This is a genomic window from Tenacibaculum sp. MEBiC06402 (assembly GCF_049239625.1).
Taxonomy (GTDB): Bacteria; Bacteroidota; Bacteroidia; order Flavobacteriales; family Flavobacteriaceae; genus Polaribacter.
In genome coordinates, this window is sequence record NZ_JBMKKT010000062.1 from 1 (window position 1) to 24,581 (window position 24,581).

The window sequence follows — 24,581 nt, forward strand, 5'->3', positions numbered from 1 at the left end:
GTTAATGAACTTTCGCAAAACATAACTACCGTTTTTCCGTTTGCGGGTGCAAATATACAACCACTTTCCATTCCCGCAAACTTTTAAACCAAAAAAAATCAACTTTTTTAAAACTGAAAACACAACTAACTCACAATTAAAACATTATACGGAAATAAAAAATCAAACACATTCATATTCGATATTTCATATAATATATATAATAAGGTATTGCATTGAAATTGCTTTTACAATATCTTTGCGCTCGAAGATTTTCACTTGTAAGAGAATCTAATAACTATACATATATATTAATGATTAAAATCACATTACCCGACGGAAGTATTAGAGAGTATGAAAAGAATTCTACTCCTATTGATGTAGCTAAAAGTATTAGCCAAGGTTTAGCGAGAAATGTCATCTCGGCAAGTTTTAATGAATCAACAGTAGAAACCACTACTCCACTAACCACTGACGGGAACTTAACCTTATATACTTTTGACAACCCTGAGGGTAAAAAAGCTTTTTGGCATTCGTCTGCTCACGTATTAGCTCAAGCGGTATTAGACTTTTATCCAAATGCCAAACTGACAATAGGACCTGCTATTGATAATGGTTTTTATTATGACGTTGATTTTGGAGAGGAAACTATTTCTGAAAAAGACTTCACTAAAATAGAAAAACAATTTCTTGAAAGAGCGAGAGAAAAAGCCGAATTCAAAATGAGATCAGTTTCTAAAGCCGATGCTCTATCATATTATAAGGAAGAAAACAATAAATATAAGGTAGAACTTATAGAAGGTTTAGAAGACGGAGATATTACATTTTGTGATCATAGCAACTTTACTGACTTATGCCGCGGAGGACATATTCCTAATACAGGAATTATTAAAGCAGTTAAAATAATGAATGTTGCCGGAGCTTATTGGAGAGGAGATGAAAAGAATGATCAGTTAACCCGTATATATGGTATCTCTTTTCCTAAACAAAAAATGCTTACTGAATATTTAGAATTATTAGAAGAAGCAAAAAAGAGAGACCATAGAAAACTAGGAAAGGAATTAGAATTATTCACCTTCTCGCAGAAAGTTGGTCAAGGATTACCCTTATGGCTTCCTAAAGGAGCTGCGTTAAGAGGTAGATTAGAGGACTTTTTAAAGGTTGCTCAGAAAAAAGCAGGTTATGAAATGGTCATGACTCCACATATTGGTCAAAAAGAATTATACGTAACATCTGGTCATTATGCTAAATATGGAGAAGACAGCTTTCAACCTATTACAACACCAAAGGATGATGAAGAGTTCTTATTAAAACCAATGAACTGCCCACATCATTGTGAAGTATATAACCACAAACCATATTCTTATAAAGATTTACCTAAACGTTTTGCTGAATTTGGAACAGTATATAGATATGAACAAAGTGGTGAATTGCATGGATTAACTCGTGTAAGAGGTTTTACACAAGATGATGCTCACATTTTTTGTACTCCAGATCAATTAGATTCTGAATTTAAAAATGTAATTGATTTAGTTTTATACGTATTTGGATCATTAGGCTTTGAAAACTTCACAGCACAGGTTTCTGTTAGAGATTTAGAAAAACCAGAAAAATATATAGGATCTGTTGAGAACTGGGAAAAAGCAGAACAAGCTATTATTAACGCTGCTAAAGACAAAGGTCTAGATTATGTAATTGAAGCTGGAGAAGCTGCCTTTTATGGACCTAAGTTAGATTTCATGGTAAAAGATGCATTAGGAAGAAGCTGGCAATTAGGAACGATTCAAGTAGATTATAATTTACCTGAGCGTTTTGACTTACACTATAAAGGTAGTGACAATGAGTTACACCGTCCAGTAATGATTCACAGAGCTCCTTTCGGATCAATGGAACGTTTCATCGCAGTGTTACTAGAGCATACGGGTGGTAATTTCCCACTTTGGCTAACCCCTGACCAAGTTATTATACTGCCAATCAGTGAGAAATACGAAAAATATACCGAAAAAGTTTTACATTTGTTGGAAAATTCCGAAATTCGCGCCCTCGTAGACAATCGAAATGAAAAAACAGGTAGAAAGATTAGAGATGCTGAAGTTAGCAAAATACCTTTCATGATTATTGTTGGAGAAAAAGAGGAACAAGATGGCACGGTATCTGTTAGGAAACACGGAGAAGGTGATCTTGGAACTTTTACAATTGAAGAGTTTATTTTGTTAATTCAAAAAGAGATTAAGAAAACGTTGGTAACGTTTAACACAAATAATTAAGAAGTAATTTTAAATTAAAAAGCCATAGCAATACGAAGAAAAGGCGGTAGAAGACCCGCAAGAATAATTAAAGAAGATCAACATAGAATTAATGATAAAATTAAATATGTTGATGAAGTTCGCCTGGTTGGCGAAAACGTAGAAGTAGGTGTTTATCCTTTAGCAAAAGCCAAAGAGATAGCTAGAGAACTAGAGTTAGATTTAGTTGAGATTTCACCAAAAGCTGTTCCCCCAGTCTGTAAAGTAATAGACTACAAGAAATTCTTGTATGAACAGAAAAAACGTGAAAAAGCGTTAAAAGCTAAAGCTACTAAAGTAGTTGTTAAAGAAATTCGTTTCGGACCTCAAACAGATGATCATGATTACGAATTTAAAAAGAAACATGCTATTAAGTTTTTAAAAGATGGAGCCAAATTGAAAGCCTATGTGTTTTTCAAAGGACGCTCAATCGTATTTAAAGAACAAGGTCATATTTTATTATTAAAACTTGCTCAAGAGTTAGAAGACTATGGTAAAGTTGAGCAAATGCCTAAATTAGAAGGCAAGAGAATGACAATGTTCATAGCACCAAAAAAAGTGAAATAAACAGGTATTTATATATCTGAAAATAATATAAGCAAGACAAAAACGAAAGCAAAAGATGCCTAAAATGAAAACTAAATCTAGTGCCAAGAAACGTTTTAAGTTGACTGGTTCTGGAAAGATCAAAAGAAAGCACGCGTTTAAAAGTCATATCTTAACTAAGAAGTCTAAAAAACGTAAGCTTGCATTAACACACTCAACGTTAGTTCACAAATCTGACGAGAGTAACATTAAGCAACAATTATTATTAAAATAATAGTTAGCTAGGTAGTAAAATTAATTATTAACCATGGAGTTGGGCTCATAAAGTACTATTTAGTTAGTCGCCTACTACAAAAAACAAAGAATTATGCCAAGATCAGTAAATTCAGTAGCTTCAAGAAATAGAAGAAAGAAAATCTTGAAGCAAGCAAAAGGTTACTTTGGACGTAGAAAAAACGTTTATACAGTAGCTAAGAACGCGGTAGAAAAAGGGTTACAATACGCTTATCGCGATCGTAAAAACAAAAAGAGAAATTTCCGTTCATTATGGATCACGCGTATTAACGCAGGAGCTCGTCAGTACGGAATGTCTTATTCACAGTTTATGGGTAAAGTAAAAGCTAATAACATCGAGTTAAACCGTAAGGTTTTAGCTGATTTAGCTATGAACAACCCTGAAGCTTTTAAGGCAGTTGTAGATAAAGTAAAATAAGTTTAATAATCTTGCTTATACTAAAAACCCAAACTTTTCGTTTGGGTTTTTTTAAATTAATCCCAAAAACATTAATCCTATCAATGAAAATATTAAATCTAATCTTAGTAACATTATTCTGCTCAAATATTTTTGCTCAAACAACTTTAACTAAAAAACAAAAGTTAGACTCGTTACCAAATACCGTAGAAAATCAATTCATAAAAACCTACGGTAAAGCTAGTAATTGGCAGCAATATAAAATGATAACGAGAACAGATTTTCAAGCCTTACAGAAAAACATTGTTGATAGTGTTGTTGCTTTGAAAAAAACAATTCAAAACAAAGAATTAAAAATTAATGAACAAGAAAAAAATGTGAGTGATTTAAACAATAAAATCACATCTTTAACTAACAAGCTTAATTCTTCAATTAATAAGGAAAATAAAATTAATTTTATTGGAATCGGTATGACTAAGAATTCATACAACTTATTATTATGGTCTATAATAACAGTACTTGCTATAGCAACTCTTTTCTTCTTTATGCGTTTTAAAAATAGTAATAGTTTAACGAAGGCAGCTAAAAGTAACTTAGCAGAAATTGAAGAAGAATTTGAGACACACAGAAGAAAATCTCTAGAAAAAGAACAAAAATTACGAAGACAATTACAAGATGAAATTAATAAGCAACGTGGTGTTTAATTCTTCTAGTAACTAAAATTATATAGGCTCAAGTATCGAAAGTACTTGAGCTTTTTTATTTCGACTTTGCAAAACTCACCAACCTACCCATAAAATACTCCCAACCGGCTCTGCAACTCTCGTAGGTAAATTCAGGTATGTCATTAGGGTAGTTCTCTATTCCTTCACAAGTAATCGTAACTTCGGTTTCATGTTCATTAACATAATTCAGACAAAATTTAACATAAGAATCTTTATGAGTATATTCAGGATATTGCCACTTATATACTATTGATTCGTTTTCAGTCACTTCAACAATCTCCCAAGAATGAAGAAAGTTCCTTCCATTTGAAACCACATTAAACTCAGTTTTAAAACCAACTTCCGCACTAAAAGAAGGAATATCTTCAAAAAACCATTGTTTCATATACTCCAATTCTGTTATTAATGACCAAACCACATCAACTGGTTTATAAATAATTTCTTTTACAATAACTACATCCATAATTTAAAGGTAAATCAAAAAAACAAATCGAACATTACGCTTTATTAAAAAAGTTGAGAGATATAATGGTATAAAAGCAATAAAAAATTGGGTTTTCTTTTTTGATATACTATATTTGCACGTTTTTAAAAAGAAGTCATTTAAATTATTGAAGATGCAAAACAAAGGTCTTATTAGATTATTTGCAATCCTTTTCGGATTAGTAAGTTTATACCAATTATCATTTACTTTTTTTGCTAACAAAGTAGAGAAAGCTGCGAATGCTTATGCTACGAGCAAAGTTAGTAATGAAAATGATGGTAGAGAACTTGCAAGATTAGAAAAGAAATACTTAGATAGTGTTGCAAATAAAGAAGTAATTGCAGGATTCACTTACGACGAGATTAGAGATAAAGAAATGAATCTTGGTCTTGATTTAAAAGGTGGTATCAATGCAATTTTACAAGTATCTGTAAAGGATATATTATTAGGTTTATCAAATGAATCTCAAAATTCTGTTTTCAGAAAAGCGTTAGAAAATGCCGACGAAACTCAGAAAAATAGTCAAGATAACTATCTTGATATTTTCTATGATGAATTCGAAAAAGCAAGTAACGGTTCTGTAAAATTGAGTGACCCTACAATATTCGGAAACAAATTACTTCGTGATAAAATTGACTTCAACAAAACTAACGAAGAAGTAAAACCAATTTTACAAGAAGAAATCAATACATCGATTAACACGGCTTTTGAAGTATTACGTAGTCGTATTGATAAGTTTGGTGTTGTTCAACCAAATATTCAAAGAATTGGAACTTCTGGAAGAATTCAAGTAGAATTACCAGGAGCTAAAGATATTGAACGTGTAAGTAAACTTTTAGAAAGTACCGCTAAACTTCAATTTTGGGAAGTACACTCTAATTTAGAAGTACAAAACTTCTTTTTTACGGCTAATGCAAAAGCAGCTGAGCTTTTAAAAGAAGAGACAAGTACTACTCAGGAAAAAGATTCTACTAAAACTACTGATAGTATAGAAGATTTAATTTCTGAAACTACTGATTCTACAGAAGTAGCGAATCAAAAAAGTTTATTTACGTATTTATTTCCAAACGTAGCTCAAAACCAGAATCAAGTTAGTTCTCTTGTTGCTCAAGCTAAAGTTGCTGATACTGCAAAGGTGAATAGCTTATTAAAAAACAGAGACATTAGATCATTATTACCAGATAACTTGCGTTATGTTAAGTTTTTATGGGATTATAAAGCACAACCAAGTGCCGATGGAACTACGGAAGTAATTGGTTTATACGCTATAAAAGGAAACAGAAATGATGCTGCTCCAATTGAAGGTGATGTAATTGCTGATGCTAAGCAAGATTATGACCAATTAAGCAAACCTGTTGTTTCTATGTTAATGAACGGTGTTGGAACGAAAAAATGGGCTAAGATGACTGGTGAAAACGTTGGGAAATTCGTAGCTGTTGTTTTAGATGATTATGTTTATACTGCACCAGTAGTTAACGGAGCTATTACAGGAGGAAGCACTCAAATTTCAGGAGGTTCAATGACCGTTGAGGAAGCTCAAGATATTTCTACGGTATTAAAAGCTGGTAAATTACCTGCTCCTGCAAGAATTATTGAAGCAGAAGTCGTAGGACCTTCTTTAGGTAAAGAAGCTATTACAGCAAGTATGTGGTCATTCGCTTTAGCTATTTTATTAGTATTAGCATGGATGATTTTATACTACGGAAAAGCTGGTTTATACGCAAATGTTGCTTTAGTAGTAAACATCTTATTCATTTTTGGAGTTTTAGCTTCATTCAATTCTGTATTAACTTTACCAGGTATCGCGGGTATTATCTTAACAATAGGTATGTCGGTAGATGCCAACGTAATTATCTTTGAAAGAATCAAAGAAGCCTTAAACTCTGGTAAAGGTTTATTGACCGCGGTTGAAGAAGGATTTAGTATTAAAGGAGCTTTATCTGCAATTATTGATGCCAACATTACTACCTTATTAACAGGTATTATTTTATACGTATTTGGTACTGGTCCAATTAAAGGATTCGCGTTAACATTAATGATTGGTATTGCTACTTCATTATTTACAGCAATTTTTATTACTCGTTTATTAGTTGATAGCGCTGTTGCAAAAGGAACTAATTTAACTTTCAATACAAACATTTCTAAAAACTGGTTCCAAAACATTAATATCGAATTCTTAAGAAAGCGTAAGTTAGCTTACATCGTTTCTGGAGGAATTATTTTAGCAGGTTTAATTTCAATTTTCACCATTGGTTTAAAACAAGGTGTTGATTTCAAAGGAGGTCGTTCATACGTTGTACGTTTTAACCAACCAATGAAAGCAAATGAAGTTGCTGCTTCTTTAAAAGAAACTTTCGGAACTGCTCCTGAAGTAAAAACTTATGGTGCTAATAATCAATTAAAGATTACTACTGTATATAAAATTGACGATAAGAGTAAGGAAGTTGATGAAGTAGTACAAAACGCATTATACAATGGATTAAAACCTTATTTAGGTGAATTAGATTACGAAAGCTTTAAACCAGGTTTTGAGAAATTAGGAGAGCCACAAGGTATTATGAGTTATATGAAAGTAGATCCAACAATTGCTGATGATATTAAGCAAGCAGCTATTTGGGCTGTATTAGGATCTTTAATTGTTGTTTTCTTATATATCTTATTACGTTTTAGAAAGGTTTCTTTCTCTATCGGTGCAGTTGCTGCCGTATTCCATGATGTGTTAATCGTATTAGGTATTTTCTCTATCTTATATAAATTTATGCCATTTGATATGGAAATCGGACAATCATTTATTGCTGCTATTCTAACAGTAGTTGGATACTCGCTGAATGATACCGTGGTAATTTTTGATAGAATTAGAGAGTACGCTGCTGGAAGTAAAACTTTTTCAGCTAGTTTAGTTGATAAGGCTTTAAGTAGTACTTTAGGTAGAACAATCAACACCTCTTTAACTACAATGTTAGTAATGCTAGCAATCTTCTTCTTCGGAGGAGATAGTATTAAAGGTTTCATGTTCGCACTTATCATTGGTGTGCTTGTAGGTACCTATTCTTCTTTATTTGTTGCAACTCCAATTATGTTTGATGCAACTAAAAACAAAGAAAAGGAGACAAAAAAATAACAAGATATTCTAAAAATAAATTAACCGTTTTGTACCCACTGAATTTTCAGTAGATCAAGACGGTTTTTTTATTTAATCCTTATATTTACAGGTATATGAGAATAAAGAAACTTCACGATTTATATTTCAGACAGCTAATTGGTCCAAATGAAATAGCAACTATTGTAAAATCTTTGGCTAAAGAAGTAAAACAAGACTTATCAGAAGGAGAAGTTCCGCTATTTGTAGGAATTTTAAATGGTTGTTTTATGTTTGCTGCAGATTTTATTCGTGAGTTTAATGGTGACTGTGAGATTTCTTTCGTTAAACTTGCTTCCTATGAAGGAGACACTTCCACAGGAAACGTAAAAAAGCTTATCGGAATTAATGAAGATATCACCGGCAGAACTATAATCATTCTAGAAGATATTATAGATACTGGAACTACACTTCAAGAAATCTATGAGATTTTTAGAACAAAAAATATTAAGGATTTAAAAATCGTAAGTCTTTTCTTTAAACCTGATGTTTATCGAAAAGAATTACACATTAATTATATTGGTAAAAACATTGAAGATAAATTTATAGTTGGTTACGGACTAGATTACGATGGTTTAGGAAGAAATTTGCCAGCTATTTATCAATTAACAACAACACAACCCAAAATGAAAAACATAGTTTTATTCGGACCTCCAGGTGCAGGTAAAGGAACACAAGCTAAATTATTAAAAGAAAGATATGAATTAGTACACATTTCTACTGGTGATGTTTTTAGATATAATATTAAAAACGAAACTGAATTAGGAATGTTAGCGAAAAAATATATTGATGCTGGAGATTTGGTACCTGATGAAGTGACTATTAATATGTTGAAAGCTGAAGTCGATAAAAACTCAGATGCGAATGGTTTTATTTTTGACGGTTTTCCTCGTACAGAATCTCAAGCAAAAGCTTTGGATGCATTCTTAGCAGAAAAGAACGAACGAATTAATGGAATGGTTGCTTTAGAGGTTCCAGAAGATTTATTAGTAGAAAGAATTTTAGAAAGAGGTAAAACTAGTGGAAGATCTGACGATACTGATGAAGAAAAAATTCGTAATCGTTTTAATGAATACAATACAAAAACTGCAGTACTTAAAGACTACTATGACGCACAAGGTAATTTTTACGGTGTAAACGGTGTTGGAAGTATTGAAGAAATAACACAACGTTTGTCTGAAGTATTTGACAAACTTTAAAAAAACTAATTCCCGCTTCAGGCGGGAATACTAATTTTAAGAAAATGACTGAAGGGAATTTTGTTGACTACATAAAAATATATGCATCCTCTGGAAAAGGTGGACGTGGATCTGCGCATTTACACAGAGAAAAATATATTGCAAAAGGTGGGCCTGATGGTGGTGATGGTGGTCGCGGCGGACATGTAATTTTTCGTGGCGATAAAAATATGTGGACATTATTTCACTTAAAATTTAAACGTCATTTTAGAGCTGATCATGGAGGAGATGGTGGATCTAGTAGAAGTACTGGAAAAGACGGAGCCGACGTTATTATTCCTGTTCCACTAGGAACTATCATACGTGATGCAGACACAGATGAAATTTTATTCGAAATTACCGAAGAAGGTAAAGAAGTTATTGTCTTAGAAGGTGGTAAAGGAGGTAGAGGAAACTGGCATTTTAAGTCACCTACCAATCAAACTCCAAGATATGCACAACCTGGTATTGAAGGAAAAGAAGCTTGGTATAGAGTTGAGTTAAAAGTTTTGGCTGATGTTGGTTTAGTTGGCTTTCCTAATGCAGGTAAATCAACATTACTATCTGTTTTAACTGCTGCAAAACCAAAAATTGCTGATTATGCTTTTACCACATTAAAACCGAACCTTGGTATAGTTGAATATAGAAATCATCAAAGTTTTGTGATGGCTGATATTCCCGGTATTATTGAAGGCGCAGCCGAAGGTAAAGGTTTAGGTCATTATTTCTTAAGACATATAGAGCGTAACTCGCTCCTACTCTTTTTAGTTCCTGCTGACAGTGAAGATATTAAAAAGGAATATGAAATATTGGTCAATGAATTACGTAAACATAATCCTGAATTACTAGATAAACAACGTTTATTGGCAATTTCTAAAGCCGACATGTTAGATGATGAATTAAAGTCTGAGATAGCAAAAGAATTACCTGAAGGTATCGAAACTTTGTTTATATCATCTGTAGCTCAAATGGGACTAACTGAATTAAAAGATAAACTTTGGAAATATCTTAATGAGTAATTATTCTTTTAGCGATTACAAAACTATTTTTCCAGTAGTTTTCTTTCATAGAAGAATAAATTACTCCTTTTGAAGTTGTAGAATGAATAAAAATAATTTCATTATCGGTTGAAGTTACTAATCCAACGTGATTTATTTTTCCTTTTAATCTATCGATATTAAAAAATAACAAATCTCCTTTTTGTATTTTTTTGAGAGAAACTTTTGTTCCAACTGTGCTCATTGAAGCTGATGATCTCGGTAGTTTCACATCTATACTCTTAAAACTTGTAGAAACTAAACCTGAACAATCCATTCCTCTTTTTGTAGTACCTCCTGCTCTATAATTTACACCTTCAAAACTTTGGGCTACATCTAATAACTTTTCAATTTTAACTGCAGATTCATCTACTCTATTATTGAAACATTTATAAACCCAAATTAAACTTATAATAATTACGATAAATAATTTCTTATTCATCTTTTAAAACACGTTTAGCTCTATAAAAAGCAGATTTCCAGTAAGGCATATTTAAAGAACTTACGATAACTCCTCTTGAAGTGGTAGAATGAATAAATTTAATATCATTATTATCTGTCGAAGTTACTAATCCAACATGATTTACTACATTTCGCTTCTTCGCAGTTATAAAAAAAAGTAAATCTCCTCTCTTTACTTCTCCTAAAGGTATTTCATATCCTTTAGTAAACATTCCATAAGAAGTTCTCGGTAAATAAATATTTCTTTTTTTAAAGGAAGTATGTATTAAACCCGAACAGTCCATGCCTTTTCTTGTCGTTCCTCCAAATTTATAACGCACACCTTTATAAGTAACGGCCGTCCATACTACTTTATCCGCAATTGTCGCTTCTCTAGCTGAGCTAGAAACAGATTTTTGATTATTTACTGTTTTTCTTTTTGCCTTTCTTGTACTTGCTTCTTTTGATGAACCACAAGAAGTCACCAAGTTTACCAATAACAACAAATAAAGTAGTTTTTTTATCATCTATTATTTTTTCAATCCTTCAATAATTAACTCAGCTGTTTTTTTAGAAGCTCCTTTACCTCCTAATTTACTTTCCAAATCAAAATAGTCTAAAAACATTTGCTCTCTTTTATCTCCATTCAAGATAGATTGCAATTCCTGTTCCAATCTTGCTTTGTTAAAATCATTTTGAATTAATTCGGTCACTACTTCTCTATTCATAATTAAATTCACCAAAGAAATATAATCTAACGTAATAATGCGCTTAGCAATTTGATAAGACAACCAACTTCCTTTATAACAAACAACTTGTGGAACTTTAAACAGCGCTGTTTCCAGTGTAGCTGTTCCAGAAGTAACTATTGCTGTATGAGAAATACTAAGTAAATCGTATGTTTTATTACTGATGAATTTCACATTTTTATCACCGATAATATCAGTGTAAAAACTTTGAGTTTGACTAGGAGCTCCCGCAATTACAAACTGAAAATTGGGAAATTTATCAACCATTAAAAGCATCGTAGAAAGCATTTTCGTAATTTCTTGCTTTCGACTCCCAGGTAAAAGAGCTATTATTTCTTTTTCTCCAAGATTATACTCTTTTCTAAAAATATCCTCATTCACTTGATCTCTATCTGCAATTCCATCAATTAAAGGATGACCGACAAAATCAACCTCATAATTATATTTCCTATAGAACTCTTTTTCAAAAGGCAAAATAACAAACATCTTGTCTACATCTCGCTTTATAGCTTCTACCCTACTTGCTCTACTTGCCCAAATCTGTGGAGAAATATAATAATTAGTTCGGAAGCCTTTCTCTTTAGCCCATTTTGCTATTCGTAGATTAAACCCTGAATTGTCTATTAAAATTATTACATCTGGTTCAAAAGCTTCTATATCTTTCTTACAGAACTTTATAAAGCCAAAAATCTTCTTGAGATTCATAATTACCTCTACAAATCCCATAAAAGCACGTTCTTTATAATGACTTACCAATGTCCCACCAACTTCTTTCATTAAATCTCCACCCCAAAAACGAATTTCAGCCTCACTATCCTGCTTAAAAAGTTCTTTCATCAAATTAGCTCCATGTAGATCACCAGAAGCCTCACCAGATACAATATAGTATTTCATTAATTTAGAAGAATTTAAGAATAAAAGTAAGTACTGCAGTAAACAATGTAGCAATCATTACTCCTCTCGCTCTATGATCTTGTTTTTTCTTTAGAAAAATAAAGAACACAAATAAATTTGGTAAAGCTGCTAAAGCAATTACAGGACCTAAAACATCATTCTTTTGAATCATTTCAATTGTTTCATAAAAACCAAAACGTGATACGTATTGAAGGTATATAAACAGTCCACAGAATGTAGCAAATAATGACACCAAAATTCCAATGGCAATTTCTTTTCTTATAAATCCCATGAGTGTAAATTTTTGATTGCATGATGCGCGGTCATATCGAACTGGACTGGCACAACTGAAATATACCCATTTTCTAAAGCCCAAATATCCGTATCTTGGCCTTTATCATTATTAATAAACTCTCCAGACAACCAGTAATATTCTTTACCAGTTGGACTTTTACGTTTATCAAAGTCTTCTTTCCAATAACCATTAGCTTGTCTGCAAACTTTTATTCCTTGGATCTCGTCTTTCTTAAGCTTCGGAATATTAACATTTAAAACAACACCATCGGGTAAACCATTTAATAAAACATTTAGGGCTATTTTTTTGATAAACTCTCTAGAAGACCTAAAATCAGCATGCCAACTGAAATCTAGAAGTGAAAAACCAATAGCTGGAATACCTTCAATACCCGCTTCAACTGCTGCACTCATCGTTCCAGAGTAAATAACATTGATAGAAGAATTCGAACCATGATTTATACCAGAAACACATAAATCAGGCTTTCTATTCAAAATTTCATTTTTAGCCATCTTAACACAATCCGCTGGTGTACCAGAACAACTATACTCAATTTGTGGTCCTTCATCAATTGAAGTCGGATTACAATGAAGCACATTATTCACCGTAATTGCATGTCCCATTCCACTTTGAGGACTATCTGGAGCAACAACAATTACTTCTCCAATTTCATTCATAATTTCAATCAACATTCTTAGTCCTGGAGCTGTAATTCCATCATCGTTAGTAACTAAGATCAAAGGTTTATCTTGCATAAGTTTATGTTTTCAATAAAACAAATATACATTAAAAAAATAGCTCCTATTTTTAACATTTTGTAAAGATATTTCCCTGAAATTAATCAGTAAACTTGTAGTAAACTAATCAGTTACAATTATGGTGAGAGTTATTACAGTATTGGTCATGATGGTTCTTTCTTTTTTTTTCACCAAGTTAGAAGCTCAAAAAAACACATCGCCTTGTTCTTCTCCAGAATACCAACAATTTGATTTTTGGGTTGGGAATTGGAATGTTTACAGTACCAAAAACAAATTAATAGGTGAAAACAATATCGTTGCAATGCCTAATGCTTGCACTATTCAAGAAAATTGGCAATCTCAAAACGGAAAATCCTTGGGAACTAGTTATAGCTATTACGACGTTTCTGATAAAAAATGGCATCAATTGTGGATTGATAACAAAGGTTTTGTTTTGGAAACGTCTGGTACTTTCAAAGACAATAAAATGATTTTAGAAAGTAAAGTAATTACATCTCCAAAAGGAAAGTATATCAACAGAATAACTTGGATTAACAATCCTGATGGAACTGTTACCCAAATCTGGGATTATGTAAGTACTGAAGGAAAAATCATACAGCAAGCTTTTAAGGGCATCTACAAAAAAAAGAACAGCTAGTAAAATTGGCATTATTTTAGTAGCTTAGCAATTAACAACACACTATATATTCATTTTAAAGATAGAAGGTTTATGAAGATGAAATTATTAATCCCATTATTAACATTATTCTTAGTTAGTAATTCAATTCAAGCTAACACTTATACTAAAGCAGAAAAAGATCCGGACAAGGACAAAGTCATATTATATGTTCTAAAAAACATTCTAACTAGAGGGCATTTTGTACAAAAAGATTTAAATGATGATTTCTCTGAACATGTTTATAATGAATTTATTAATAGTTTAGATCCTAGTAAACGTTACTTCACCCAAAAGGATTTAAAAGAGTTCTCTCAATATAAATTTGAAATTGACGAGCAACTGAGAAATTCTAATTTAGATTTTTACAAACTTGTCTACAATCGCTTCCTTGAGAAAGTAAAATCTGCAAAATCTATTTATGCAGAATTATTAAAGCAACCTTTCAACTACAAAAAAAAAGAAGTAATAGATATCGATTACGACAAAATTCCTTTTGCTAAAAACGACAACCAGTTACTAGACTACTGGAGAAAACAATTAAAACTTCAAGTTGTAAGCCTGATTCAAGAAGCTGAACAACAACAGATTGAAAAACTAAAAAAAGATTCCAAAAGCAAACAGAAAACATTCGCTCAAATGGAAACTGAAGCTCGTGAAAAAGTTTTAAAAAACATGAAGGATTTGTATATCAGAATTGACGAATTAGAAAATTCTGACTGGTATTCTACTTTCTTGAATAGTGTTGTAAGTGGATTTGATCCTCATACTACATATATGTCTCCAAGAATCAAATCACGTTTTGATCAAGACATGTCTGGAAAACTGGAAGGAATTGGAGCAAGACTACAAAAAGATGGTATTTATACTAAAATTGTTGAATTAATTTCTGGTGGTCCAGCTTGGAAACAAGGTGAACTTGAACCTGGAGATGTTATTTTAAAAGTAGCACAAGGAGAAGGTGAACCTCTGGATATTGTAGGTATGCGACTTGATGATGCAATTACATTTATCAAAGGAAAAAAAGGAACAGAAGTTCGCTTAACAGTTAAGAAAAAATTAGATGGTTCAATAAGAGTTATTCCAATTACAAGAGATATTGTTGAACTAGAAGAAACCTTTGTTAAATCTAGTATAGTAGAAAAAGATGGAAAGAAATATGGAGTGATTAACTTACCAAAATTCTACATTGACTTTGATGATGCTAAGCAACGAAATGCTGCTAGTGATATGAAGTTAGAAATTGAACGTTTAAAGAAAGAAGGTGTTGAAGGATTAATTGTCGATTTAAGAGATAATGGAGGTGGATCTTTAAAAACGGTTATTGATATTGGTGGACTATTTATTAACGAAGGACCGATTGTACAGGTTAAATATCGTGGAGAACCAGCAATTATTAAAAATGATACCGACTCAAAAGTTCATTGGGAAGGACCGTTGGTAGTAATGGTGAATGAAATGTCGGCTTCAGCCTCAGAAATTTTTGCAGCTGCAATGCAAGATTATGGCCGCGGCGTAATTATGGGTGGAAAACAGACTTACGGAAAAGGAACCGTCCAAAATGTACTTCCACTAAATTATTATGTAAGTAAGTATCCAGATGATTTAGGAGCTTTGAAAATGACTATCCAAAAATTCTATAGAATCAATGGTGGCTCAACCCAAATCGAAGGAGTTTATTCAGATATTGCAATGCCAGACAGGTATAGTTATATGGAATTTGGGGAGCGTGACTTAGATGGGGCTTTACCTTGGGATAGTGTTAAAAAGGCTAGTTATAATAAAACTAACTCATACACAAATTTTAATGAAGTTGTAAGTAACAGTAAGGAAAGAATCAATAACGACCCTAAGTTTATTTCTATTAATGAATATGCAAAATGGTTAAAGAAAAGTCAAGATGAGAATACTTATTCGCTTAACTATAATACTTACAAAAAAGATGTTGAAAAGCGTGTAGAAGAAAGTAAAAAATTCAAGGATATTTTTAAATACGAATCTAACTTAACTTTTAACTCTCCAACCTATGAGTTAGCTTATTTTAAAACAGATACTGTATTAAAAGATAAGCGTAAAATGTGGCATAAGAATCTACAAAAAGACATTTATTTAAATGAAGCTTTGAACGTTTTGAGCGAGCTTAAAATGAATAAAAAGTTAGAGCTAGTTAAGAAATAATGAGAAAAATATTCGTCTTTATATGTCTTATTTTTTGGTCTAATTTAACTTTTGGGCAACTTATAAATGACGAATCATATAAAGATAAAAGCTTCTGGGAATTTAAAACAGAGCTTGAGTACTGTATTGTGAAAAAAGACCTAAACAAACTTAGGTCTTTTTTAGCTTCAGGAATTTTGGTAGCAAAAGATGCTTGTTCTCAACCTGAGTGTTCTAAAGATGAATTTATGCAGTATTTTTTTGGCGATGGAGGAGATAATGAAGCCGCTTGGAATGAGCTATTAAGTGTGGTTCGTTTAGGATTCTTCAAAACTCAAAAAAGAGACTTATTTTACACATTAAAAAAATCTGAAGCAGGCTATTTTGCAGCTCCCTCATATCTAAATAAAATAAACACTGATAAAGAAGTAATCATTCTTGGTGAAAACGTAAATATTAGACAAAAACCAAGTCTGAAAGCAAAAGTGCTTAGAATGGTATCTTATGAAAAATTTAAATGTGATTGCAATATTGTAGATAACAAACCAACAACTATTCAGAATGTAGATGGAATTCAATGGTTAGAGATTAAACTACCAAATGGAGAGACAGGATATGTTTCATTAGATTTAACCTCTTATAAAATCGAGAAAGAAATAACTATTGGAAAAATTAATGGTAAATGGAAAATACTTTCTTATTATACCGCGCCAGGTTGTTAAACAATCTTTATACTTACCACTAAACCTTCATTTGCTCTTACATTAAAAACAGTGTTATCCTCAAAAATAAAATACTGTCCTTTAACGCCTACCAGTTTACCTGTATAACTACCTTCTTTTACAATATTTAAACTTTTAGGTTTTATAGGATACTGCTCAACCGGAAAGTTGATTTCAGTTTCCTTATTATTCTCAATAAAATACTCTTGTACTTCTTCTGGAATAAAAGAACGCAATCTTTCCTGCCATTTCGTTAAATCTTCATCCTCGATATCATTCTTTAACATTTTACGCCAATTCGTTTTATCAGCAACATGTTCTTTTAAGGCAACTTCTGTAATTCCTGCTAAATAGCGATTTGGAACCTCAACTATTTCAATAGCTTCATGCGCACCTTGATCTATCCATCTGGTAGGTACTTGCGTTTTTCGCGTAACTCCCACCTTAACATTACTCGAATTGGCTAAATATACTATATGAGGCTGTAGCTGAACTTTTTTCTCATACTCTAAATCACGATCTTCTTCTCCTAAATGAGCTTTACTTAATTCTGGTCTCATAATCCAATCACCAGCGGATGGAGCATCAAAAAAGCACGATTTACAAAAGCCTTGTCGATAAATTTCTTTTTCTAACCCACAATTTAAACACTCATACGTTACAAAACTCATTTCAATTGTTCTATTAAGTAACTGATTTACATTAATAAAATCAACTTTCATATCTAAATAATACTGAACTGTATCTAAAAGTTCGGTATTCATTTTTTTTAAAACGCCAGTGTATTGCATGTTATAAAATTTACTATTTTTAGCCAAGAACAAACTTACAAATTAGCTATTAAAAATGCCGTTTCAGTTTATAAATTCTATCATTTCTTGGTTTTTAAAGAAAAGAAAACACCAAATGGAGCTTTTTTTGAAGTATCCAGTTGATGTTCAAGAAGAATTATTGCTAAAATTAGTTGCTATGGCTAAAAATACAGAGTTTGGAAAATCCTATAATTTTTCTAAAATTAAAAGCTACGATGATTTTAAAGAATATGTTCCTATTCAAAAATATGAAACATTTGAACCTTTAATAGAGCGATGCAGAAAAGGAGAACAAAATTTGTTTTGGCCTACAAAAATTAAATGGTTTGCAAAGTCTAGCGGAACAACAAACGCCAAAAGTAAATTTATACCAGTTAGTGATGAAGCTCTAGAAGATTGTCATTTTAAAGCAGGAAAAGATATGCTTTGCTTATACATAAACAACAATGAGGATGCTCAGTTGTTTACAGGTAAAGGGCTTCGCTTAGGAGGAAGTTCTGCCATTTATGAAGATAATGAAAGTTACTTTGGAGATTTATCCGCAATCATCATTGAAAATATGCCTTTTTGGGCTGACTTTAGTTCGGCTCCTAAACAGGAAGTTGCCTTAATGAGTGAGTGGGAAACTAAAATGGAAGCTATTATAGATGAAACTATTCATGAAAACATTACTAGTTTAGTGGGTGTTCCTTCTTGGATGTTGGTATTACTTAATAAAGTTTTAGAAAAAACTGGTAAAGACAATATATTAGAAGTTTGGCCAAATTTAGAAGTCTATTTCCATGGAGGTGTTAATTTTAGTCCTTACAGAGAGCAGTACGAAAAACTAATTCCTAAGGCAGATTTTAAATACTATGAAACGTATAATGCATCCGAAGGATTCTTCGCTATTCAGGACAGAAATAATTCGGAAGAGTTACTTTTAATGCTCGATTATGGAATTTTTTATGAATTTATTCCTATGAGTGAATATGATGGAGAAAACTCTACAGCAATTCCTCTTTCTGAAGTAGAAACTGATATCAATTACGCAGTTCTTATTTCAACAAATGGTGGGTTATGGAGATATCTGATTGGAGACACCATTAAATTCACCTCAACAAATCCGTATCGAATAAAAATTACGGGGAGAACAAAACATCATATTAATGTTTTTGGTGAAGAGTTAATCATTGAAAATGCAGAAGAAGCGTTAAAATCAGCTTGTGAAAAAACAGCTTCCACTATCAAAGAATATACAGTAGCTCCTATTTTTATGAATGGTAAAGATAAAGGCGCTCATGAGTGGATTATTGAATTTGAAAATCAACCAAATGATTTACATTTTTTTACTGAGATTTTAGATAATGCACTTAAAAATTGTAATTCAGATTACGAAGCAAAGCGCTATAATAATATGACTTTAAATATGCCTAAAGTCCAACAAGCTAGAGAAGGTTTATTTTATGATTGGCTAAAACAAAAAGGAAAATTAGGAGGTCAACATAAGGTACCTCGTTTATCAAATAAAAGGGAATTTATTGAAGAGTTGTATCAATTAAATTAAATGAATCATTTCTTTCTTCATAACGCTCATCTTTTATTAGAAAATAGAGAAGTTGCTGAAGCACTCGAGAAAGTTGCCATCTCTAAATCTTTTAAAAAAGGAGAATTACTGCATACCTCAAACTCTATATGCAAACATTTTTATTTATTGTTTACCGGCGTTGCAAGGGTATTCTATTTTAGAGATGGAAAAGATATAACAGTGCATATTGCTCAGGAACAAGAAAGTATTACTGCAATTGATAGTTTTATTCAAAAATCAAAAAGCAAGTATAGTATTGAAGCGTTAGAGGATATTCATTGTCTTGCTATTTCAAGAACTGATTTAGAAAAGCTATCCGAACAAAGCCATCAATTTGAACATTTTGGCAGATTGTTTCTTGAAAAAATCTACTGTGATTTGGCAGAAAGAATTGATAGTTTACTACTTCATACCTCACAAGAAAGATACGAACTACTTTTAAAACAAAAACCCAATTTATTTAATAGAGTTCCCTCAAAACACTTAGCTTCTTTTTTGGGAATGACTCCAGAGACTTTTAGTCGAATAAGAAGTAAATAGATTTCTTGACAATTGTCAATTTCAAAATTTATGCATTGAACTACATTTACAGAAATAATTTAAGAATGATTATTTCACAAAAATTACATCAATTTTATCTTGACAATAATCTCGATAAAAATGGAGGAGAAAACAATGATTATTTTATAATGAAATTCCGTTTCTTCTCTCTGAAACTCCCGAATTCATCTTTCAGAAAAAAAGTTATTTACATTCATGATATTGAACATATTTTATTTAACTGTGATGTTTCTTGGAAAGGTGAAGCATTTATAGCAGGTTGGGAAATTTCAACTGGTATGTGGAAACATTTTCCTATTGGTATAATGAGTTTATGGGCAATGGGATTTGGTTTGTTTACTTATCCAAAAGACATTGTAAAAGGATATCAAAAAGGACTTTCCTACACTGGATTGATAGATACTAATATTACAAAGAAAGAAATAATGAAACTCACTAGTGCAGAAGTGAATCAATTACTGTTAAAACTTAAACCAAAGGGTTTTAATATTTTAACTTTTAGCTTATTGAGTATCCTTTCAATAATCATATTGATTTCTCCAATACTAGTGTTCGTTATTCTTTGGTTCGTATTTTTATAGGTAATTGATATTCTGTAGTTACCGGTACCCCCATTTTTGTAGCAGGAGACAAATAAGGCATTTCATTAACAATACTATTTAATACCGATGCCAATTCTGGTAGTTTATTCTTAATTTCCTGAGAAGATTGAAGCTCTTTTAGCGTAACTTCCCCTTCATTATCAATTCGTAATACCAAAACTACGGTTTCACTAATATCCTCTTCACTCGAAAATTCATTTCTACTTAGTGCCTCAGTAAAATGATTTTTTATCGTTGTTCTAAAACAGTTAGTTTTTTCTTCATCTATTAATTGCTCACAAGATTTAAACGAAGGAGAAACATTCACGGTAGTAAAATCAACAATTGTATCTAAGGTCTCTTTATCACCTTTGCTATCATTTGTAAAATAATTACATGACACCAAAGAGCTTATCACCAATATAAAAAGAAACGCTCTACCAATCACCTCATTAGAATTATAAAGTGAAAATATAAAAAATAGATTTATTCTAATATTTCTCCCTTCAAGAAATATTCTTTTTTTATTTCTTTTAACCTCAACCTCACAAAATTATCCGTTATACTATCTTTTCCCTCAAATTTTTCTAGATACGTTTTGTAAAGATTGTAACCTATCTTTTTATCTTTATAATAATTATCTGATTGCTTCGCAAAAGCAAACAAGGCCTTATAATTATTAGCATTCTCTTCAACCGCACTCTCATAACTTTTTAAAACGTTTCTTGGCTTTTTCATTTCAGAAAACACATTTGCCAATCCCATGTAAGCTCTGTCTCTTTTTTGTTTCCCTCTCGTTGTTCCGGACATATAATAAAACATTGCCATTCTAGGATTTTTGTTCTTCATTGCAATGTCTCCTAGATAAATCATACTCCTGAAATCATCTATATCTAATCTACTTGCTTTTTGAAAATGCTTTTCAGCTAAATCATATTCTTCTATATTAAAATAGCTTCGTCCTAGCATTTTATGTGTAAAATGTTCATTTGGCTGAATAGAATCGATGTGCTTTAATAGGTTTATACTTTGATTATACTTTTTCTTACGAAACAAGCTATTAATCTTTAATCGATTTAAATCAATATGATTTGGTCTTAGCTCCAATCCTTTATCAATAAAAACCAAAGCTGAATCGCGATCTTTTATAATTGTAAAACTACGAGCTAATTTTTCAATTGCATTAAAGTGTTTATTATCTTTTTTATGGGCCAACAAATAGTAATCTATTCGTTTAAATATCTTTTTGGGCTGTGGATTAGAAAGCGCATATTGATAATAATAATTTGCATTTTCGTTATCATCAGCAATTAACTCTCCAAAAATTATTTTTGCTTTGGAATATTGATTTACTTGTAAATACAGTTTTCCGAGTGTATACTTTGCTATTAAATTTTCAGAGTCTTTAGCACAAATCTCCTCATACAATTTAACAACCTGTGTATACTTCTTTTCCTTTAAAAGTGATTTTCCTAGTTTAATTTTCGTTTTATAATCATCTTTAAATCTTAGTGATTTTTTATAGTAAAAAGAGGCTTCCCGATGATTATCAATAGCTTCGTAAACACTTGCTATTTTGTAATTTTTTTGAAATGATTCTGAAAGAAGTGACAACTGAAGCAGGGCCTTTTTATACCTGCCTATCTCTATCAAACTATCAATAGATTGTACATCTTTTTGTGCCTGCAATCCTATGCACAAAACAACTAAAACAATTGATATAATTTTTATTTTCATAGTAGTTCTCAAATTCAATAATCTTTACTCCGCCATAAAAGCTGAAGTAAAACTTCAGCCTTTATAAACATCATAGTAACTATTATTATAAAAATTCTCTTTTTCTTTGTTATTATTTAATTTCAAATGTAATTGGTAGTGTATAACCAACTTTAACTGTTTTTCCTTCATGTTTCCCTGGAATCATTTTAGGAAGTTTTTTAACCAGATTTATTGCATATTCCTTTAGCTCAGTATTAGGGGCTCTTGCATCTACCTTTATCACATTACCTTCCTTATCAATTCTAAACTGAACATAAATTCGCTTTCTTCCTGGTTCTAATCCTAAACTGTTAGCAAATTTCACATCAAAATTTTCTTGGATATAATCCCTAATATTAGCATTGAAACTTTCTTTTCCTTTTTCTTTTCCCACAAAAGAAGGTGACTCATCTAAAATTGAGAAAGGAATCATATCTCCATAATCCGGTTTATTAGACTTTGTTGGTTTTCTTATTATTTTAAGCATATCAACAAAAAGCACTTTTCTACCGTTCTCTCCTTCAAATACACGAAGCTTCAAATCTTCGCCAACATCTTTAAATGAGTTTTTTCGTTTTAAAAATTCATCTTTTTCTTCTTCCGATAAGTCTTTGAAATCATACTCTTTAGAATTAGGTGGGTTTTTACCTAAAAATATATCCATAAGATTCTTGGAATCAGCTACTGGAGGTGGCGGCGGAGGCGGAAATGGAAGTTTACCTTTTTCTTCACTTACAGTTTCTTGTTGATGTAAGTTGGTGTCATTTTCCGAGCATGCCGTATAAAGTAACATACTTAATAATACGGGCACAAGCAATAAGTACTTTAACTGCTTATTCTTTTTTGATCGTTTTTTTGTCATCATAATGATTCTCTTTTTTAGTAGCGAATTTTTATAAAACTGGTTTACAAATGATATTTTTTCAACTTGAAACACCTGTTCAAGTAAACTATTAATGTATGTTTTGGTTTCTGATGATTTACTAGCAATTTCATCAGAAAGAAATTCATGTATTGTGGTTATTCTTTTTTGAAATACCCAAAGTATTGGGTTAAACCACATACATATTTTCAGTAATTCAAAAAATAATAGATCTAATGTGTGCTTTTGTCTCGCATGTACTAGCTCGTGCTGTATAATTTTATCTTTTCTCTCCTTTGGTATATTTTCTCCAATAAAAATGAAGTTAAAAAAAGAAAAAGCCTTTGTTGAATTCGATAAAATAATCAATTTATAACCTTCCTTTTTCTGGACATTGTTCTTCAACAAAAGTTTAATTATACTATAAAGTTTTACTAAAAAGAATAAAATTCCCGTTACTACTCCAAACCAAAATAAAACATGTAAATAATCAATTGATTGATACCATTCTTGTTTCTCAATTATAGATTGTGGAGATAAAACAACTTCGGGTAACAGAATTGTATATTCTTGAGGAACTGCATCTTTAATTACTGGTAACTTAATCAACGGTAAAATAAAAGACACAATTGCAGAAAGAATTAAGTAAAATCTATTCTTACTGAAAAAAGTTTCTCGACTTAAGAAAATATCATAAACCGCTAAAAACAATGTTTGAAATAAGATGACTTGAATAATGTACGATAACATAATTTCTATTTTTTATTATTCTTTTCCACTTCCTTTAATATTGTTTCCAACTCTTTTATATCGAGTTTATTTTCTTTCATAAAAAAAGAAACCATGCTTTTAAATGACCCTCCGAAATATCCGTTCATTAGTTTATGTAAACTCTGATTACTATAATCGGTTTTCTCTATTAAAGGAAAATACACATAACCTCTTCCTTTAGGTTGATGTCCTACAAACTCTTTAGTTTCTAAAATTCTAATAATCGTTGAAACCGTATTATAAGCAGGTTTAGGATCAGGTAATTCAGCAATTACATCTTTTACAGAAGCTTCCTGCAAATCCCACAATACTTGCATAATTTGCTCTTCTGCTTTTGTTAACTGTTTACTCATAATTTTTATATTTTACTTTACCACATTGGGCAAATTGTTTGTCTCTTTTTAAATCGATAGATAGTTTATTCAAATTATTATTCAGTAGTTTCACGTATTCGTTTTTAGTCTCCAGAGTTACATTCTCATTTTTTATGTTGACTAAAAAATTATTTACTTTTCCGTTTTTAGTAAAATAGATTTTATTAACAACAGTAATACTAGAATCAGGAACTCCCCAAGAAAATTCATTCTCAGTTAATATCTCATTTACGTTGTTATGAAAGTTACTCCATGATTTTATGATAGCTTGATATTCTTCCTTTTTTGAGAAACTCGGGTTGAGTAAATTTATATAAGAATCATCAAGTTGTAACTTTTGAAGACTACTAATCGCAACTGAATCATGAAAACCTACTACTCTATTCTTCTCTTTTTTACAGGAAAAAAAACTCAGAAATAACACAAACAATCCTAAACACTTCTTCATTTTAACATTAATTTTTAAAAGTCTACCTTACAAATATAACTAAAAAATTAGTTTAAACTAATTTTTTAGTTAT

At 31.2% G+C, this 24,581-nt stretch carries 26 protein-coding genes; 14 read left to right on the top strand and 12 right to left on the bottom strand.

Features of this window, described 5'->3' with window-relative positions:
- Positions 1-293: 293 nt before the first annotated feature.
- From thrS to ACOSP6_RS00585, 5 genes are all read left to right on the top strand, one after another.
- Positions 294-2,246 carry a threonine--tRNA ligase gene (gene thrS, locus ACOSP6_RS00565; protein ID WP_422094487.1) on the top strand — a complete coding sequence of 651 codons (1,953 nt, stop codon included), beginning with the start codon at positions 294-296 and terminating at the stop codon, positions 2,244-2,246.
- A 66-nt stretch (positions 2,247-2,312) separates the two neighbouring features.
- Positions 2,313-2,831: a translation initiation factor IF-3 gene (gene infC, locus ACOSP6_RS00570; RefSeq protein WP_422094491.1), complete on the top strand. Its 519-nt coding sequence runs from the start codon at positions 2,313-2,315 to the stop codon at positions 2,829-2,831.
- Between the two features lie 55 nt (positions 2,832-2,886).
- A complete protein-coding gene (rpmI, locus tag ACOSP6_RS00575) occupies positions 2,887-3,084 on the top strand; it encodes a 50S ribosomal protein L35 (protein ID WP_075341031.1) in 198 nt (65 codons plus the stop codon).
- A gap of 93 nt (positions 3,085-3,177) precedes the next feature.
- The gene (gene rplT / locus ACOSP6_RS00580; RefSeq protein ID WP_422094486.1) at positions 3,178-3,522 is read left to right on the top strand and encodes a 50S ribosomal protein L20; all 345 of its coding nucleotides are present in this window, start codon (positions 3,178-3,180) and stop codon (positions 3,520-3,522) included.
- Between the two features lie 83 nt (positions 3,523-3,605).
- Positions 3,606-4,205 carry a tRNA (guanine-N1)-methyltransferase gene (locus tag ACOSP6_RS00585; RefSeq protein ID WP_422094485.1) on the top strand — a complete coding sequence of 200 codons (600 nt, stop codon included), beginning with the start codon at positions 3,606-3,608 and terminating at the stop codon, positions 4,203-4,205.
- 55 nt (positions 4,206-4,260) lie between these two features.
- On the opposite strand, the gene ACOSP6_RS00590 is transcribed toward ACOSP6_RS00585, so the two are convergent.
- Positions 4,261-4,689 carry an SRPBCC family protein gene (locus tag ACOSP6_RS00590; protein WP_422094484.1) on the bottom strand — a complete coding sequence of 143 codons (429 nt, stop codon included), beginning with the start codon at positions 4,687-4,689 and terminating at the stop codon, positions 4,261-4,263.
- 154 nt (positions 4,690-4,843) lie between these two features.
- Between ACOSP6_RS00590 and secDF the strand changes: the two genes are divergently transcribed.
- From secDF to obgE, 3 genes are all read left to right on the top strand, one after another.
- Positions 4,844-7,831 carry a protein translocase subunit SecDF gene (gene secDF, locus ACOSP6_RS00595; protein ID WP_422094483.1) on the top strand — a complete coding sequence of 996 codons (2,988 nt, stop codon included), beginning with the start codon at positions 4,844-4,846 and terminating at the stop codon, positions 7,829-7,831.
- A gap of 95 nt (positions 7,832-7,926) precedes the next feature.
- The gene (locus ACOSP6_RS00600) at positions 7,927-9,048 is read left to right on the top strand and encodes an adenylate kinase (protein ID WP_422094482.1); all 1,122 of its coding nucleotides are present in this window, start codon (positions 7,927-7,929) and stop codon (positions 9,046-9,048) included.
- A 44-nt stretch (positions 9,049-9,092) separates the two neighbouring features.
- A complete protein-coding gene (gene obgE / locus ACOSP6_RS00605) occupies positions 9,093-10,085 on the top strand; it encodes a GTPase ObgE (RefSeq protein WP_422094481.1) in 993 nt (330 codons plus the stop codon).
- On the opposite strand, the gene ACOSP6_RS00610 is transcribed toward obgE, so the two are convergent.
- Genes ACOSP6_RS00610 through surE form a run of 5 tightly spaced genes read right to left on the bottom strand, consistent with a single transcriptional unit; the run spans position 10,075 to position 13,237 of the window.
- Positions 10,075-10,545, bottom strand: a complete 471-nt coding sequence (locus ACOSP6_RS00610) for a C40 family peptidase (protein ID WP_422094480.1) — start codon at positions 10,543-10,545, stop codon at positions 10,075-10,077. The two genes, obgE and ACOSP6_RS00610, sit on opposite strands and share 11 nt — an antisense overlap.
- The gene (locus ACOSP6_RS00615; RefSeq protein ID WP_422094479.1) at positions 10,538-11,071 is read right to left on the bottom strand and encodes a C40 family peptidase; all 534 of its coding nucleotides are present in this window, start codon (positions 11,069-11,071) and stop codon (positions 10,538-10,540) included. Before ACOSP6_RS00615 ends, ACOSP6_RS00610 begins: the two co-directional genes overlap by 8 nt.
- Before the next feature lie 3 nt (positions 11,072-11,074).
- Positions 11,075-12,187 carry a lipid-A-disaccharide synthase gene (gene lpxB / locus ACOSP6_RS00620; protein WP_422094478.1) on the bottom strand — a complete coding sequence of 371 codons (1,113 nt, stop codon included), beginning with the start codon at positions 12,185-12,187 and terminating at the stop codon, positions 11,075-11,077.
- Positions 12,188-12,191: 4 nt separating this feature from the next.
- The gene (locus ACOSP6_RS00625) at positions 12,192-12,479 is read right to left on the bottom strand and encodes a hypothetical protein (RefSeq protein ID WP_422094477.1); all 288 of its coding nucleotides are present in this window, start codon (positions 12,477-12,479) and stop codon (positions 12,192-12,194) included.
- The gene (gene surE, locus ACOSP6_RS00630; protein WP_422094476.1) at positions 12,467-13,237 is read right to left on the bottom strand and encodes a 5'/3'-nucleotidase SurE; all 771 of its coding nucleotides are present in this window, start codon (positions 13,235-13,237) and stop codon (positions 12,467-12,469) included. Before surE ends, ACOSP6_RS00625 begins: the two co-directional genes overlap by 13 nt.
- A 121-nt stretch (positions 13,238-13,358) precedes the next feature.
- On the opposite strand from surE, the gene ACOSP6_RS00635 reads away from it, so the two are divergent.
- The 3 genes from ACOSP6_RS00635 to ACOSP6_RS00645 all read left to right on the top strand — a co-directional run bounded on the left by ACOSP6_RS00635 (position 13,359) and on the right by ACOSP6_RS00645 (position 16,774).
- A complete protein-coding gene (locus ACOSP6_RS00635) occupies positions 13,359-13,877 on the top strand; it encodes a hypothetical protein (protein WP_422094475.1) in 519 nt (172 codons plus the stop codon).
- Positions 13,878-13,955: 78 nt separating this feature from the next.
- Positions 13,956-16,073, top strand: coding sequence for a carboxy terminal-processing peptidase (locus ACOSP6_RS00640; protein ID WP_422094474.1), 2,118 nt, complete (start codon positions 13,956-13,958; stop codon positions 16,071-16,073).
- Positions 16,073-16,774, top strand: a complete 702-nt coding sequence (locus tag ACOSP6_RS00645; RefSeq protein WP_422094473.1) for an SH3 domain-containing protein — start codon at positions 16,073-16,075, stop codon at positions 16,772-16,774. The genes ACOSP6_RS00640 and ACOSP6_RS00645 overlap by 1 nt, the downstream gene beginning before the upstream one ends.
- Here ACOSP6_RS00645 and ACOSP6_RS00650 read toward each other — a convergent pair.
- On the bottom strand, positions 16,771-17,565 hold the full coding sequence (locus tag ACOSP6_RS00650) for a DUF2797 domain-containing protein (RefSeq protein ID WP_422094472.1): 795 nt from the start codon (positions 17,563-17,565) through the stop codon (positions 16,771-16,773). The genes ACOSP6_RS00645 and ACOSP6_RS00650 overlap by 4 nt on opposite strands.
- Before the next feature lie 55 nt (positions 17,566-17,620).
- On the opposite strand from ACOSP6_RS00650, the gene ACOSP6_RS00655 reads away from it, so the two are divergent.
- The 3 genes from ACOSP6_RS00655 to ACOSP6_RS00665 all read left to right on the top strand — a co-directional run bounded on the left by ACOSP6_RS00655 (position 17,621) and on the right by ACOSP6_RS00665 (position 20,295).
- Complete coding sequence (locus tag ACOSP6_RS00655) at positions 17,621-19,132, top strand: GH3 auxin-responsive promoter family protein (protein WP_422094471.1); 1,512 nt, start codon at positions 17,621-17,623, stop codon at positions 19,130-19,132.
- A complete protein-coding gene (locus ACOSP6_RS00660; protein WP_422094470.1) occupies positions 19,133-19,693 on the top strand; it encodes a Crp/Fnr family transcriptional regulator in 561 nt (186 codons plus the stop codon).
- A gap of 65 nt (positions 19,694-19,758) precedes the next feature.
- Positions 19,759-20,295, top strand: a complete 537-nt coding sequence (locus ACOSP6_RS00665; RefSeq protein WP_422094469.1) for a hypothetical protein — start codon at positions 19,759-19,761, stop codon at positions 20,293-20,295.
- Here ACOSP6_RS00665 and ACOSP6_RS00670 read toward each other — a convergent pair.
- The 5 genes from ACOSP6_RS00670 to ACOSP6_RS00690 form a co-directional block, all read right to left on the bottom strand.
- Entirely contained in the window at positions 20,270-20,743 is a 474-nt protein-coding gene (locus tag ACOSP6_RS00670; RefSeq protein ID WP_422094468.1) for a hypothetical protein, read from the bottom strand. The two genes, ACOSP6_RS00665 and ACOSP6_RS00670, sit on opposite strands and share 26 nt — an antisense overlap.
- 38 nt (positions 20,744-20,781) lie before the next feature.
- On the bottom strand, positions 20,782-22,032 hold the full coding sequence (locus ACOSP6_RS00675; RefSeq protein WP_422094467.1) for a tetratricopeptide repeat protein: 1,251 nt from the start codon (positions 22,030-22,032) through the stop codon (positions 20,782-20,784).
- Between the two features lie 112 nt (positions 22,033-22,144).
- Entirely contained in the window at positions 22,145-23,665 is a 1,521-nt protein-coding gene (locus tag ACOSP6_RS00680; protein ID WP_422094466.1) for a M56 family metallopeptidase, read from the bottom strand.
- 5 nt (positions 23,666-23,670) lie between these two features.
- Positions 23,671-24,039 (bottom strand): BlaI/MecI/CopY family transcriptional regulator, encoded by a 369-nt coding sequence (locus ACOSP6_RS00685; RefSeq protein ID WP_422094465.1) that lies wholly within the window; start codon positions 24,037-24,039, stop codon positions 23,671-23,673.
- Complete coding sequence (locus tag ACOSP6_RS00690) at positions 24,032-24,508, bottom strand: hypothetical protein (RefSeq protein ID WP_422094464.1); 477 nt, start codon at positions 24,506-24,508, stop codon at positions 24,032-24,034. The genes ACOSP6_RS00685 and ACOSP6_RS00690 overlap by 8 nt, the downstream gene beginning before the upstream one ends.
- Between the last annotated feature and the right edge of the window lie 73 nt (positions 24,509-24,581).

Coding starts and splice junctions, on each gene's coding strand:
- thrS (WP_422094487.1), top strand. CDS start 294: ATGATTAAAATCACATTACCCGACGGAAGTATTAGAGAGTATGAAAAG.
- rpmI (WP_075341031.1), top strand. CDS start 2,887: ATGCCTAAAATGAAAACTAAATCTAGTGCCAAGAAACGTTTTAAGTTG.
- rplT (WP_422094486.1), top strand. CDS start 3,178: ATGCCAAGATCAGTAAATTCAGTAGCTTCAAGAAATAGAAGAAAGAAA.
- ACOSP6_RS00585 (WP_422094485.1), top strand. CDS start 3,606: ATGAAAATATTAAATCTAATCTTAGTAACATTATTCTGCTCAAATATT.
- ACOSP6_RS00590 (WP_422094484.1), bottom strand. CDS start 4,689: ATGGATGTAGTTATTGTAAAAGAAATTATTTATAAACCAGTTGATGTG.
- secDF (WP_422094483.1), top strand. CDS start 4,844: ATGCAAAACAAAGGTCTTATTAGATTATTTGCAATCCTTTTCGGATTA.
- ACOSP6_RS00600 (WP_422094482.1), top strand. CDS start 7,927: ATGAGAATAAAGAAACTTCACGATTTATATTTCAGACAGCTAATTGGT.
- obgE (WP_422094481.1), top strand. CDS start 9,093: ATGACTGAAGGGAATTTTGTTGACTACATAAAAATATATGCATCCTCT.
- ACOSP6_RS00610 (WP_422094480.1), bottom strand. CDS start 10,545: ATGAATAAGAAATTATTTATCGTAATTATTATAAGTTTAATTTGGGTT.
- ACOSP6_RS00615 (WP_422094479.1), bottom strand. CDS start 11,071: ATGATAAAAAAACTACTTTATTTGTTGTTATTGGTAAACTTGGTGACT.
- lpxB (WP_422094478.1), bottom strand. CDS start 12,187: ATGAAATACTATATTGTATCTGGTGAGGCTTCTGGTGATCTACATGGA.
- ACOSP6_RS00625 (WP_422094477.1), bottom strand. CDS start 12,479: ATGGGATTTATAAGAAAAGAAATTGCCATTGGAATTTTGGTGTCATTA.
- surE (WP_422094476.1), bottom strand. CDS start 13,237: ATGCAAGATAAACCTTTGATCTTAGTTACTAACGATGATGGAATTACA.
- ACOSP6_RS00635 (WP_422094475.1), top strand. CDS start 13,359: ATGGTGAGAGTTATTACAGTATTGGTCATGATGGTTCTTTCTTTTTTT.
- ACOSP6_RS00640 (WP_422094474.1), top strand. CDS start 13,956: ATGAAATTATTAATCCCATTATTAACATTATTCTTAGTTAGTAATTCA.
- ACOSP6_RS00645 (WP_422094473.1), top strand. CDS start 16,073: ATGAGAAAAATATTCGTCTTTATATGTCTTATTTTTTGGTCTAATTTA.
- ACOSP6_RS00650 (WP_422094472.1), bottom strand. CDS start 17,565: ATGCAATACACTGGCGTTTTAAAAAAAATGAATACCGAACTTTTAGAT.
- ACOSP6_RS00655 (WP_422094471.1), top strand. CDS start 17,621: ATGCCGTTTCAGTTTATAAATTCTATCATTTCTTGGTTTTTAAAGAAA.
- ACOSP6_RS00660 (WP_422094470.1), top strand. CDS start 19,133: ATGAATCATTTCTTTCTTCATAACGCTCATCTTTTATTAGAAAATAGA.
- ACOSP6_RS00665 (WP_422094469.1), top strand. CDS start 19,759: ATGATTATTTCACAAAAATTACATCAATTTTATCTTGACAATAATCTC.
- ACOSP6_RS00675 (WP_422094467.1), bottom strand. CDS start 22,032: ATGAAAATAAAAATTATATCAATTGTTTTAGTTGTTTTGTGCATAGGA.
- ACOSP6_RS00680 (WP_422094466.1), bottom strand. CDS start 23,665: ATGTTATCGTACATTATTCAAGTCATCTTATTTCAAACATTGTTTTTA.
- ACOSP6_RS00685 (WP_422094465.1), bottom strand. CDS start 24,039: ATGAGTAAACAGTTAACAAAAGCAGAAGAGCAAATTATGCAAGTATTG.
- ACOSP6_RS00690 (WP_422094464.1), bottom strand. CDS start 24,508: ATGAAGAAGTGTTTAGGATTGTTTGTGTTATTTCTGAGTTTTTTTTCC.